10 protein-coding genes and 1 pseudogene are annotated in these 13310 nt (G+C 46.3%); 7 read left to right on the top strand and 4 right to left on the bottom strand.

Features of this window, described 5'->3' with window-relative positions; translation table 11 throughout:
- Window positions 1-54 precede the first annotated feature (54 nt).
- Entirely contained in the window at window positions 55-600 is a 546-nt protein-coding gene (gene smrB, locus ACAY30_RS05255; protein ID WP_290250493.1) for an endonuclease SmrB, read from the top strand.
- 157 nt (window positions 601-757) lie between these two features.
- On the opposite strand, the gene sixA is transcribed toward smrB, so the two are convergent.
- Window positions 758-1237, bottom strand: a complete 480-nt coding sequence (gene sixA / locus ACAY30_RS05250) for a phosphohistidine phosphatase SixA (RefSeq protein WP_290250494.1) — start codon at window positions 1235-1237, stop codon at window positions 758-760.
- Window positions 1238-1429: 192 nt separating this feature from the next.
- Here sixA and ACAY30_RS05245 point away from each other — a divergent pair, with 192 nt between their 5' ends.
- Entirely contained in the window at window positions 1430-4219 is a 2790-nt protein-coding gene (locus ACAY30_RS05245; protein WP_290250495.1) for an insulinase family protein, read from the top strand.
- 77 nt (window positions 4220-4296) lie between these two features.
- Here the strand turns inward: ACAY30_RS05245 and ACAY30_RS05240 are convergent, their stop codons facing one another.
- The 3 genes from ACAY30_RS05240 to fadI form a co-directional block, all read right to left on the bottom strand.
- On the bottom strand, window positions 4297-4494 hold the full coding sequence (locus ACAY30_RS05240; RefSeq protein WP_290250496.1) for a hypothetical protein: 198 nt from the start codon (window positions 4492-4494) through the stop codon (window positions 4297-4299).
- A 283-nt stretch (window positions 4495-4777) separates the two neighbouring features.
- The gene (fadJ, locus tag ACAY30_RS05235; RefSeq protein WP_290250497.1) at window positions 4778-6910 is read right to left on the bottom strand and encodes a fatty acid oxidation complex subunit alpha FadJ; all 2133 of its coding nucleotides are present in this window, start codon (window positions 6908-6910) and stop codon (window positions 4778-4780) included.
- Window positions 6911-6924: 14 nt separating this feature from the next.
- Window positions 6925-8235 (bottom strand): acetyl-CoA C-acyltransferase FadI, encoded by a 1311-nt coding sequence (fadI, locus tag ACAY30_RS05230; protein ID WP_290250498.1) that lies wholly within the window; start codon window positions 8233-8235, stop codon window positions 6925-6927.
- A 266-nt stretch (window positions 8236-8501) separates the two neighbouring features.
- Between fadI and ACAY30_RS05225 the strand changes: the two genes are divergently transcribed.
- The 5 genes and pseudogenes from ACAY30_RS05225 to ACAY30_RS05205 all read left to right on the top strand — a co-directional run.
- A complete protein-coding gene (locus tag ACAY30_RS05225; RefSeq protein WP_290250499.1) occupies window positions 8502-9458 on the top strand; it encodes a MoxR family ATPase in 957 nt (318 codons plus the stop codon).
- Window positions 9459-9500: 42 nt separating this feature from the next.
- Window positions 9501-10502: a DUF58 domain-containing protein gene (locus tag ACAY30_RS05220; protein WP_290250500.1), complete on the top strand. Its 1002-nt coding sequence runs from the start codon at window positions 9501-9503 to the stop codon at window positions 10500-10502.
- Window positions 10490-10993, top strand: coding sequence for a DUF4381 domain-containing protein (locus ACAY30_RS05215; RefSeq protein WP_290250501.1), 504 nt, complete (start codon window positions 10490-10492; stop codon window positions 10991-10993). The genes ACAY30_RS05220 and ACAY30_RS05215 overlap by 13 nt, the downstream gene beginning before the upstream one ends.
- On the top strand, window positions 10990-12015 hold the full coding sequence (locus tag ACAY30_RS05210) for a VWA domain-containing protein (RefSeq protein WP_290250502.1): 1026 nt from the start codon (window positions 10990-10992) through the stop codon (window positions 12013-12015). Before ACAY30_RS05215 ends, ACAY30_RS05210 begins: the two co-directional genes overlap by 4 nt.
- Window positions 12008-13276, top strand: a pseudogene (locus ACAY30_RS05205) (VWA domain-containing protein); the annotation flags it as partial. The gene ACAY30_RS05210 and the pseudogene ACAY30_RS05205, both read left to right, overlap by 8 nt.
- Between the last annotated feature and the right edge of the window lie 34 nt (window positions 13277-13310).

The following is a 13310-nucleotide window of genomic DNA, read 5'->3' as shown; positions in this document are numbered from 1 at the left end:
TATTTTGCCAACGGCACGCTGTTTTTTACACGTCCCCAAGAGTAATATTAGGCTATGAATGATAACGACCAAGACCTCGACGACAAAGCCCTGTTCATGCAAGCCATGGGGAAAGTAAAACCTCTTGCCCAAGATAAAATTGTTACTGCGGACAAACGCAGCAAACAAAAGATCACCTTGGCGCGTAAAAAACAAACGCTTGAGCAACACAAACAGCAATTTTACTTCTCTGATCAATTTGAGCCGAATCTAGAAACGTCTGGCCCAGTTAAATACGTGCGTGATGACGTCGATAGCTTTGAAGTAAAACGATTGCGTCGCGGTGAATATTATCCCGATATCACCCTAGACCTGCACGGTCTCAACCAACAACAATCCAAACAAGAGATAGCGGCGCTTCTTGGCGAATGCAAAAAGCAACACGTCAATTGCGCGTGTATTATTCACGGTATTGGCAACCGCATATTAAAAAACAAAGTACCGCATTGGTTGGTACAACACCCCGACATCATGGCGTTTCACCAAGCACCACTAGAGTTTGGTGGCGATGGTGCTCTGTTAGTTCTCATTGATTTACAAGATGATTTTATGTGTAAATAGCCAGCCACTAGCGCCCCAATAGAGCGGGCAAGATTTTCACCACTGCTGCCATTGCGGCTCTATAACGCCAAGGCTGTCTACTGACACGGGTTTTCATCGATTGCAGTTATCGCTGTTTTGTTGTTGGTAATTAACGACTGTGAGCGTTTTGTGACAACTAGTGAGCGAGCCTCTCGGGGCTGATGTGCGCTGCGACCGACCCGTTCATGCGCTCAACGCTGTAATCGATGTGCAATACACTTGCTGTGGGAAATAATGGAGCCACATTCTCAACTGACATTTTTTCGGTTAGGTAACTGACTAGCGGCATGTGAGAAACCAGCAACACATTGTTCCACGGTTTTACCGCCAAAATGCCATCGAGGTAGTCGTGTACGTCGGTTGCGCTGCCATGAGGTGTTAACAGGGCTAAGGTGCTAATGGTGACTGGGCTGTGTAAGTGCTCCTTGAGAGCCTGTGCCGTTTGTTGCGCACGCTTGTACGGGCTAGCGATGATGGCATCAAATTTAATGCCTTGTTGCGCTATCCAGCGCGCGATCAGCTCAATATCGCGCAAACCATCTGGTGTCAGTGACCGATGTTGATCGTCACCGAGGGTGTTTTCTGCTTCCGCGTGACGCATGATGTATATATTCATAGTTTACGATGCTTAGTTTGGCCGATTGGACGACGTCGTAACTGTTGTTGTTTTACGGTGACGGTCACTCAATAGTTCAGAAATAATTTGCATTTAGCTATATTATTAAACAAAACGGCCTTATTATAGTGGGTGTATGCTAATCGTTTGCTGTGATTAGTCAATAAAAATCATATTTTGATGGAGCAGCATTTGAAAACAAGCCCGAACGATAGCAAACAATATCATCCATTCACGCTTGCCAATGGACTGAGAGTGATGGTGATACACAATAGCGAGTCTAATCGCTGTGCTGCGGCGCTTGCGGTCAACGTTGGCCATTTTGACGACCCAGACGATCGTCAAGGGATGGCTCATTTTCTCGAACACATGCTGTTTTTAGGCACCAAAAAATATCCCGACAGTGGTGAATACCAACAATTTCTAGCGCAACACAGTGGCTCTAACAATGCGTGGACAGGTACTGAGCACACCGCATTTTTCTTCGATATCAATGCTCAATATTTCGAACAAGCGCTTGACCGATTTAGTCGCTTTTTTAGCGAACCACTGCTAGCACAAGAGTATATCGACAAGGAGCGACTCAATATTGACTCTGAGTTTAAATTAAAACTCAAAGATGAAATGCGTCGCATCTACGACGTACACAAAGAAACCATCAATCCAGCGCATCCATTTAGCAAATTTAGCGTTGGCAACTGTGACACCCTCGCCGATCGCATCGACAGTGATTTAAAAGATGAAGTCAGCGATTTTTTTACGCAACACTACCGCGCCAACCGAATGACCTTAGTGTTAGAGGGACCACAATCGCTAGACGAGCTCAGCGCTCTTGTGGTTGAAAAATTTTCTGATATTGCCGCAGGTAACGGTGAAAAACCCCCGATTACCGAGCCACTTTACTTACCCGAACACTTAGGTATTCATATTGCCATTCGCCCACTCAAACAAGAACGCAAACTGATTTTAAGTTTTGCTTTACCGGGTATCGACAAAGACTATCGATTTAAACCGGCCAGTTACTTAGCCTATTTGCTCGGCCACGAAGGACCAGGAAGTATTTTGTCGATACTCAAAGACAAACAGTGGGCGCTTGGTTTGAGCGCCGGTGGTGGGATAAACGGCTCCAATTTTAAAGATTTTAATATCAGCGTTCGCTTAACCGAAGCGGGACAAGAGCACACAGATGACATCATCGAACTTATCTTTGCTTACATTAAGTTAATAAAGCAAGACGGGTTAATCGAGCAATACTTCAACGAAAAAAAGGCCATCTTAGAGTTTGCCTTTCAGTACCAAGAAAAGCTCAAACCACTGGATTCGGTCAATCAGTTAGTCATCGCCATGCATCACTACCCCAGTGACGATTACATGTACGGCGACTACGTCATGAAGCGCTTTAACCTACCGCTGACACAAGAGTACTTAAACGCGTTAACGCACTGTAACATGCGCGTTATTCACATTAATCCGGATGTGGTAACCGATACCATAAGTCATTGGTATCAAGTGCCGTATAGCATCACACCAATCACCCCTAAGCAACAACAAACATGGCAATCAGCAAGCATACCTGAGTCGCTCAGCTTACCGGATGCCAATCCTTATATCGTAGATTCTCCAACGGTGATCCGCATTGAGGATGACATGAACATCCCTCGACTGATCAGCCAAAGACCCGGCTTCAAGGTGTGGTTCAAGCAGGATAAATCTTTTCATGTACCCAAGGGGCAAATCATTATCGGTATCGACTCCAAGGAAGCGATAAAAAACAAGCAACACATTGCTATGACGCGTTTATTCGTCGAACTGTTTAGCGACTCGGTATTGGAACAAAATTACGATGCTGAGCTTGCAGGTATTCACTACCATTTATACCCTCATCAAGGTGGCATGACATTGCAATTGTCTGGCATCAATGAAAAACAACCGCTGCTGTTGGAAAAACTACTCTTGGCACTAAAGGATCACTCGCTGGCAAAACCGCGCTTTGAATTGTTTAAACATCAGCTGGTGACACATTGGCGCAATGCAGAAAAAAGCAAATCGATTTCTCAACTGTTCTCCAAGCTCAATGCGTTGATGAAACCGTCGAGCCCCTCTGGTAATGACCTAGCGGATGCACTAGAGCAAACTAGTTTTCGCGATTTTACTGAATTTTGCGCTTTGTATTTTAACAAGCTGACCATTGAATCGTTTATTTACGGCAACTGGAATGTATCGCATGCTCAATCAATAACCTCATTGATCGATAACAAACTCGGTGAATACGTCGATGCCAACGCTAAGGTGATTTGTAACGTCGTCGACTGTCATGGTCAAGGTAGCCTACTGATGCCCCAAATATTGGCTGATCACGATTACGCAAGCGTTGTTTATTACCCGATGGCCGATGTTGACAATCACACTATGGCGATGACCATGCTCACCAGTCATTTGTTATCACCGCACTTTTTTCAGCGCATGCGCACCGAAAAGCAATACGGTTACCTCGTTGGAGTCGGTTATATGCCAATGAATCGCTTTCCCGGTATCGCCTTTTATATTCAATCGCCAGATACTCCAACCGAACAGCTATTTAGCGCAATAGATGAGTTTATTGATGGGTTTGACAACAACATTACCGCACAAGAATGGACCATGCTCAAACAAGGTATTGTCGGCCAACTACAAGAAAAAGATACTAACGGCCGTATTAAAAGCCAGCGCTATTGGATGAGCATATGCAATGGCGATATCAACTTTGACCAAAAACAGCGCCTGATTGAAAGCATTGAGTCTTTGCAACTTGACGACATCAGTGCGTTTATTCAGCAACGTCTCGCAAGCCAAGCATCGCCAGATCGAATTTGTCTAGCGTCAGTGAAGCACGAAGATGAACTGAAGGCGCTCCACAATGACAATAAAGTCATTGTGGATATTGATCACTTTCACACTCAAACACCGTTTAAGTCAGCAGAAAAGCTTTGGGCTGAAGACTGAGCTAGGCAAAGCAAGTAACGCGCTCAAAGCGAGATACATACCCCATCACCAACGCTTGACGCAAAAAAATTGTCGAGTTACGCACCAAAGACGACGTGATGACGTGCTCGTTGCTTGCGCAGTTGCATGCGTCGTTCAATGCAAAACATCGGCCAGATAAACGGACCAAACAATAATCCAGCGGTTGCCCAGCGTTTACGCCCCATACCACAACTAAACGCTTGGCAATAAAAAAACACTGCACACACTAACGATAAAATAACTAACAACATCATACTCTGCTACCACAAATACACACAACTGTGACAAGACTGTTGCGTTAATTGTAGCAAATAGAATAATTACACTAAAGTGATATTGAGTGATTTTTCGTCACATATTGTTAACGCGGTGCTAACAACCTCCATGTGCGTTTAGTAAACTCCCCGCTCATTAAAAAGCCCCTGTGCGATAATCGCCTAGGGGCTTTGCGCTTAACGAGATAGCCGATTTACACATCTCATTAACATATCACTTTTTTGTTAAAGCATTTTCAGTATTGGCGATACAAAACCTACATCAATAGCATGTACGATTGCTTTTCGCCATTTCAACCAACGCCTCACATGGTTCAAAATGTTCGCCGTAGCTGGCTTTGTACTGATTGAGCTTATCGACTACGGTTTGTGCACCCAAGCTATCAAGGTATCTAAATGGCCCGCCGACAAAGGGTGGGAAACCTATGCCAAAGATAGCGCCAATATCACCATCGCGAGGGTTGCGAATAATGCCTTCATCCAAACATCGCACCGCTTCATTAACCATCAATAATACACTGCGTTGACAGATGTCCTGTGATGACAACCGACTGCTTGGCGTTACGCCGAGCAGGCTGTAAACGCTTTCGTCAACATTCTTGCCCGATGCTTTCTTACTTTGGTAATCGTAAAAGCCTTTGTTGGTTTTCTTGCCTTTGCGGTTGTCATCGATCAGCTTGTTAAACGCGTCAGGTGCCTTAAAGCGCTCACCTAATTCAGCTTCTAAAATTGGGCTAATTTTTGCGCCAATATCAATACCAACTTCATCCAGTAATTTTATCGGACCGACCGGAAAGCCGAATTTAACCAAGGCTTTATCAATCTTATCAATGGGCTCACCTTGCAACAGCATATTGGCCGCTTCATTGACATAAGGGGCGAGGATGCGATTGACATAGAAACCGGCTTTGTCTTTCACCACTATCGGTGTCTTACCTTGTCGTTTGGCATAAGCGACAGTGGTTGATATGGTTTCATCTGACGTCTTTTCATGAGCAATGATTTCTGCCAACGGCATTTTGTCCACCGGAGAAAAATAGTGCAGACCAATCACGTTTTCAGGATTTTTTGCCTTGGCGGCAATTTGATTTATTGGCAGTGACGACGTATTACTTGCAAAAATGACGCCTTGCTTACCATGTGCTTCGACATCGGCAACCATTTTTTGCTTTAACTCAAGGTCTTCAAATACCGCTTCGATAACCATGTCAACCTTGTTAAAACCGCTGTAGTCAAGGGTACCTGTTATCCGGTTCATTTGTTGTTGCATCAACGCTTTGGAGAGGAAGCGACGTTTGACTTTTTTATTTAAAATGTCAAAGCTGTATTTAAGCGCATGACCGATCCCCTGATGATTAATGTCTTTAATACGCACTGGCGTTTTGGCGTTATTGACACTCACATAGGCGATACCGCCCCCCATGAGTCCGCCACCTAATATCCCAACCTTATGCACCTCGCCGGCTGCGACGCCTTCAACGCCCTGCTCTTTTTTCATCTGTGTTGTGGCAAAGAAAATATTTCGCAACTGTTTTGACTCAGGCGTTTGTGTTAGCTCGCCAAAATACTTAGCTTCAATGGCAAGTCCTTTATCAGTTCCTTGTTCAATACCGGTGCGAATACACTCGATGATTTTCAATGGCGCCGGATAGTTACCTTGAGTTTTAGCCAATACAGTTTTGCTGGCTTGCTCAAACACCAAGCGGCGCCCCAACGCATTCGACTCCAATGCTTTATCGGTTATTGAGGTCTTGCGTTGCGGCCGTGATTTAGCCGATAAAGCCAATTGCTCTGCAACTTCAATCAATATGGTCTGTGGTACTACATCGTCAACTAAACCAGCTTTTAACGCTTGTTTGGCTCGCAATTGTTTGCCCGTTAGCATCATATCTAACGCTTTTTGCAAGCCAACCAATTTAGGCAAGCGCTGAGTGCCACCACTGCCAGGTAACAAACCCAGTTGCACCTCAGGCAAGCCCAATACCGTTTTCGCAGAATCACTGGCAACGCGCCAATGACAAGCCATCGCCAGCTCAAGACCACCGCCTAAGCAGGGACCGTTAATCGCGGCGACAACGGGAATCGACAACTGCTCTAATTGGTTGAAAATCAGCTGTCCGCTGGTTGCAATGGCACTCGCTTCTTCAGCACTTTGACACGCATCAAGCATGCTGATATCGGCACCCGCGACAAAGGAATTATCTTTACCACTGTAAACCACTAAGCCTTTAATCGCCGACCCTCTGATCTGCTCTAGTACCGCTTCAATTTGTTCAATAAACTCGGCTTTGAGCACATTCATGCTTTCGTCGACGACGTCAATTTTTAAATGGGCAATGCCATTGTCTTGCTCAATTAAGGTAAATGCTGATTGTTGTGTTGTATTGTTTTCCATGTCGATTACCTCAATTATTCTGCTTCTAAAACCATTGCCGCACCAAGACCTCCGGCAGCACAGGCCGTGGTTAATCCCAAGCCACCACCGCGGCGTTTTAATTCGTGTAAGGTTTGGGTGATTAACCGAGTTCCGGTCGCCGCAAACGGGTGGCCATAGGCAAGCGAACCGCCGAGTACGTTAAACTTATCCATATCAATCTCGCCAATGGCTTTGTCACGTCCCAGCTTTTGCTTGGCAAATCGGTCGCTGGCAAACATCTTCACATTTGCTAAGGTTTGCGCCGCAAATGCTTCATGCATTTCCACTAAATCCATATCAGCTAAGGTTAAACCGGCGCGGTCTAGGGCGATTGGCGTTGCGTACGACGGGCCCATGAGCATATCTTCCCACACGTCAATAGCGCTAAAGGCGTAACTGCGAATATAACCCAGTACATCTAACCCCAGTTCTTTGGCTCGCCCTTCTCGCATCAAAATTACCGCCGACGCACCATCGGTTAAGGCGGTTGAGTTGGCCGCGGTTACCGTACCGTGTTTGCGGTCAAACACTGGGCGTAACCTGGCGTAACTGGCCAGTTCAGAGTCAGCTCTAAAGCAGTTATCTTGCTCAACTGCTTTTTTATACGGCTCAGGATGAGCGACCATCACTTGCTCGGACATCAAACCATCGGCCCACGTTTTCGCGGCTAGTGAGTGAGAGCGATGCGCTAATTCATCTTGTTGCTGACGAGTGATACCGTGAGTTTTAGCCATTTGCTCTGCGGTTTGCCCCATAGATAAACCGGTGGAGTATTCAGCAACCGCTGGTGGTACGGGCAACAAGTCTTTAAAGCGCAAACTGGTTAACAATTTGGCGCGCTGGGCCATGGTTTTGGCTTTCGATAAATCAAGTAGCGTGCGAGCCATTTTTTGCGACACACCAATGGGCGGTACAGACATCGAATCAGCGCCACCGGCAATACCAATATCGATATTGCCGAGCAAAATCGACTCGGCAACGTTAACCGTAGATTGAAAGCTCGTCGCACAGGCACGCGAGACGCTGTAGGCATCGGTGTTGACGTTCATTTGCGTTGCCAAGACGATTTCACGCGCTATATTGGGCGCTTTTGGCATCTGCACAACTTGACCAAACACCAATTGCTCAATAAGGGCGGGATCGATATCTGTGCGGGCTATCATTTCATTGACCACCATCGCTCCTAAATCAAGCGCCGGCACGCCGTGAAAGTCCGTTGCTTGTTTTACAAATGGCGTTCTAAGACCGGTGACCACGGCAATGCGTTCGCCAGATGCCGTCTTCAAGTTTTGCATTTTTGCCATGCTTGTTCCTTTTAACTGTCGCAAATATGTTAAGGTGAATTATTTAATAATTTTGCAGTCAAACCCAGAACCCGTTAACTCTTCACAGTGGTCTGACCTGATAATCATTTGATTCTAACGACAAATCATCACTTTTAAAAGAGTTGATTTTTAATAACATTAGTCCAATATACGCATTAGCTATACAATCGATGTAGCCAATGCCATGTACAAGTTGAGGTATCTGGGTATTGCGGCTACGCCTTTGAAGGAACATTATAATTACTATGGCAATCGAACAATTTTCTAAATTAAAGCAACACCTAAGCCAGCAAATTGTTGGCCAACACGAATTGGTTGAAAGCCTGCTCATTGCGTTATTAGCTGATGGTCACTTAATTGTAGAGGGTCCACCGGGTTTAGCAAAAACACGCGCTATTAATGCATTAGCCAATGGCGTTGATGCCAGTTTTCACCGCATTCAATTTACCCCAGATTTACTGCCCGCCGATTTAACCGGTACCGATATTTATCGTCCAGAAGATGGCAGTTTTGTATTTCAGCAAGGGCCGTTATTTGAAAATTTAATTCTCGCCGATGAAATCAACCGCGCGCCGGCGAAAGTTCAATCTGCGCTACTCGAAGCGATGGCAGAAAGACAAGTAACCGTGGGAAAAACCACCTATAAGTTACCTGAGCTATTTTTGGTTATGGCAACCCAAAACCCGCTAGAGCAAGAAGGAACATACCCGTTGCCAGAAGCTCAACTGGACAGATTTTTAATGCACCTCAACATTGATTATCCAGATGCTCAGGCCGAGTTGGCCATTTTGCGCCTCAATCGCCAAGAGGCCCGAGACGATGAAGCGCTTGCCCGTATTAATTTAACCCAGCGGGACATTTTTAAGGCGCGCAAACAAGTACTCGACATATACCTTGCCGATAGCTTAGAACAATACATTGTCGATTTAATTATGGCGACCCGCCAAGGCGAGAAATACGATGACAATTTAGCGAAGTGGTTAGCCTATGGTGCCAGCCCGAGAGCAACCATAGCTCTCGAGCGTTGTGCTCGTGCTCGCGCTTGGCTGAACGGTCGAGATTTTGTCAGCCCAGAAGACATTCAAGCGGTATTTCACAACACCCTGAGACACCGTTTATTACTGACTTATCAGGCCGAAGCCGACGGTATTACTACCGATCAAGTATTAGATAAAATTCTGGAGTGTGTGGCATTAGCATAAGCGCTTGTGTCGACAAAAGCGATTAGATGAAGTGAATCTAACATGTGGTGGAAAAAATCCGATACAACATCGTTTGAACAAGATGCCAAACATCGCCTTGAACTATTAGGCGGCGATGGCATCCATCTGAGTATTGACCAATTACTGGCCTATCGAAGTAAGGTTTCCCTGATCAACTTAGCACCGCGTAAAAATGTGCAAAGTCATTTAAGTGGTAACTATCTGGCGCGCAGTAAGGGGCGTGGTATGGAGTTTGATGAAGTGCGTCACTACCAAGCGGGTGACGACATTCGAGCGATCGACTGGCGCGTTACCGCTCGTACCGGAAAAACCCATACCAAATTATTCAAAGAAGAAGTTGAACGTCCTGTTCTGATTGCCGTCGATTTGGGACAGACCATGTATTTTGGCTCTGAGCTGATGTTTAAATCGGTACAAGCCTGTCACCTTGGTGCGTTGATCGCATGGCACGCCAACAGCCGTGGCGATCGCGTTGGCGGACTGGTGTTTCACGAGCAAAACCATGTCGAATTAAAACCGCAAAGCCGACAACATGGGGTCTTACATTACCTACATGCCCTTGACGAATTGCATCAGCAAGGGCTTGATTTATGGCATCACAAACCAGCCTATCAACAGCAATACTTTATCGATAACATCAATCGCTTGTGTCAATTGGCCAAACCCGGTGCCCTAGTGTATGTCATCACCGACGGCTACCACGTCAATGACGATGTGATGCTTGCCTTGCGCAACATAAATCAACACTGTGAGCTGGTTGTTTGCCACGTCGACGATCCGCTTGAGCATCGACTTCCGGCTGTCGGCCAAAAGAGTTCGGTGATGATCACCGACGGCGAACACAGTCAACCGCTGTTACTCGGCGACAAAACAATCGCTCAACAGTACAAGCAACGCGCCACTGATATACACAAGCAAAAGCGCGCTTATTACCAACGCGCGGGTGCCCGTGTCACCCATATCAGTGCCAATGAACTGCTTGAACAGCAATTAAAACAGGGGCTAGAAACATGGATCCGCTAGCAAATTTAAACGACATTCACTTACCTGAACAAATATCTTCCTTTCCCATCGCCCCCGGTTGGTGGTTGTTACTGTTTGTTGTTGTCGCCGCGTTGTGTTGGCTTGCTTTTCGCCTACTCACCAAGCACCGTTATTTGCGTCCCTATCAGCAAGCGGTGATCGAATTAGAGCAGCTCGAAAAACCTGCCATTATTGACTCAATGCGCATCTTAAAGTGGGTGGCTATGCACTACTTTGATCGCCGAGATTTTGCGCCCTACTACGCTGAGCAATTACTCACCGCATTAACCGATAAACTGCCGCAAAAACATCAACAGACGTTTTTGCATAAAGCACAAAACGCCCTTACCCATCAGTACCATCCGAAAGCCGACCAAAAATACGGGCACGCCATGCAACAAGCCGCACTATTTTGGTTAGAGCATGTCAATATCACCGGGGCATGGGTAAACAAGCGCCGTTCAACCGCGACTAGGGAGACAACATTGTGATTGAGTTTGCTTGGCCTTACTTAGCGGTTTTGCTAGTTGCTCCACTTGTGGTTTATTGGCTTGTACCGGCAAAGACACACGCAGCTGCCGCTCTTAAGGTACCAGTATCGCTAGCGGCGATGGAGCGCTCATCAACGCACTTCACTACAACGGGTAGGCTATCGCCCATTTGGCTCGCCATTATCTGGACCTTGCTGGTTGTCGCCTGCATGCGACCGCAATGGCTTGGTGATCCGATCACCATGCCAAATGAAAGTCGTGAAATGATCATCGCCGTTGACTTATCAGGCAGTATGAAAATTGAAGACATGCAAGTTAACAATCAGCAAGTCAATCGCTTGGCCATGTTAAAACAACTGTTAGGCGATTTTATCGAACGTCGCCAAGGCGATCGCTTAGGTTTAATTTTATTTGCCGATGATGCCTACATGCAAACACCGATGACATTTGATACTAACACGGTAAAGCAAATGCTCGACGAAGCTGTTATCGGCTTAGTCGGTCAGCGCACCGCCATTGGTGATGCCATTGCCTTAGCGGTTAAGCGCTTTGTTGGCAAAGGCGAATCAAATAGAGTATTGGTGTTGCTCACCGATGGGCAAAATACGTCGGGAAAAATCAGCCCAGAGCAAGCACTAGATTTGGCAAAAGGTTTTGATGTTACCGTATATACCATTGGCATCGGTGCTGAGGTAATGATTGAGCGTTCACTATTTGGTTCGAGAACAGTTAACCCGTCTCGCGACCTAGACGAACAATTATTAAAACAGATCGCTGAGCAAACCTCGGGCAGTTATTTTCGCGCCAAAGACGGCGCCTCAATGGCGAGCATTTACCAACAGCTCGACCAGCTTGAGCCCATAAGCCAAGAAGCACAACAAATGCGCCCGTTAACCGCGCTGTATTTCTACCCGTTGGCACTGGCTTGTTTATTAGTGCTTGTTGCATTTATCAAAGTGCAATTTTCACCGGTAAGTCTCACGGTGACAGCTGATCGCAAAGAGGGGAATATCGATGGCTGATTTTCATTTTCTCAGGCCATTTTGGCTACTCGCCTTTATCGCCTTGGCATGGCTTTTGTGGCAAGCGCGAAAGTTGGTGGTGTCGAGTAGTACCTGGCATAAAATATTGCCACCGCACTTAGCCAAGTATTTACTCAGTGCCGAGCAACAAAAGTCGGTATCGCTAGTCGGAGCTGCGGTTGCCGGAAGTTTAATTATTTTCGCCTTAGCCGGTCCCACTTGGCAAAAGTTACCTCAACCAGTGTACCAAGTTGAGCGTGGTTCGGTGTTGATAATGGATATGAGTTTATCGATGCTCGCCACCGATATCACCCCCAATCGATTGACCATGGCTCGTTTTAAGGCGATGGATTTAGTCGGAAAAATTAATGAAGGTGAGATCGGTTTAATCGCCTATGCTGGCGACGCCTTTACCATCAGTCCGCTAACAGCGGATATCAATAACATCAACTTGTTACTGCCGTCACTAAGCCCAGAGATCATGCCTGAGCTCGGCTCTAACCCGCTTCCGGCGTTACTGTTGGCCGATGAAATGCTCAACAATGCCGGTCACAGCGAAGGCGATATATTTTGGTTTACCGACGGTATTAGCCATGGCGAAGTGGATGATATCAATGAGTTTATCGCTGACACTGAGCATCGACTCAACATTCTCGGCGTTGGTACCTTACAAGGTGCGCCCATTACCTTAGCCAATGGCGAGTTAATGAAAGACAGACAAGGCGATATCGTTATCCCTAAACTAACCCAAAGCCGACTGGCGTCACTTGCTCGCAACTCAGGTGGTGTTTACACCGCTTTTGCCAAAGACGATAGCGATCTGGAAAAGCTGAGTTCACTGCGCAAACTAGAGGCACAAAAGTCATTGCAAACACAACAACAAAATCAAGGCGATCAATGGCAAGAGTTTGGCCCCTACTTATTGTTATTGGCGATGCCCTTGTTACTTCGCTATTTTCAAAAAGGGGTATTATTGACGCCGGTATTCAGCGCTCTGATGGTTAGCGCACTATTGTTGAGTCCACCAGCGTCAGCCTCGTTGTGGGATGATTTATGGCAAACCAAAGACCAACAAGGACAACAGAAGTTCAACCAACAGCAATACCAACAAGCAGCGACAACATTTAACGACCCGTTGTGGCAAGGCAGCAGCTATTATCGCGCTGAACAGTACGAACAGGCAGCCAAGGCTTTTAGCCAAGGTTCAAGTGCTGACGCGAAGTATAATCAAGGTAATGCGTTAGCCAAGTTGGGTCAATTACAACAAGCTATTGACGCCTATAATCAAGCGCTTG

It is taken from the genome of Thalassotalea ponticola (assembly GCF_041379045.1).
GTDB lineage: Bacteria > Pseudomonadota > Gammaproteobacteria > Enterobacterales > Alteromonadaceae > Thalassotalea_A > Thalassotalea_A ponticola.
Note: the sequence above shows the minus strand (reverse complement) of the source record. Positions and strands in the feature narration are given on the sequence as shown.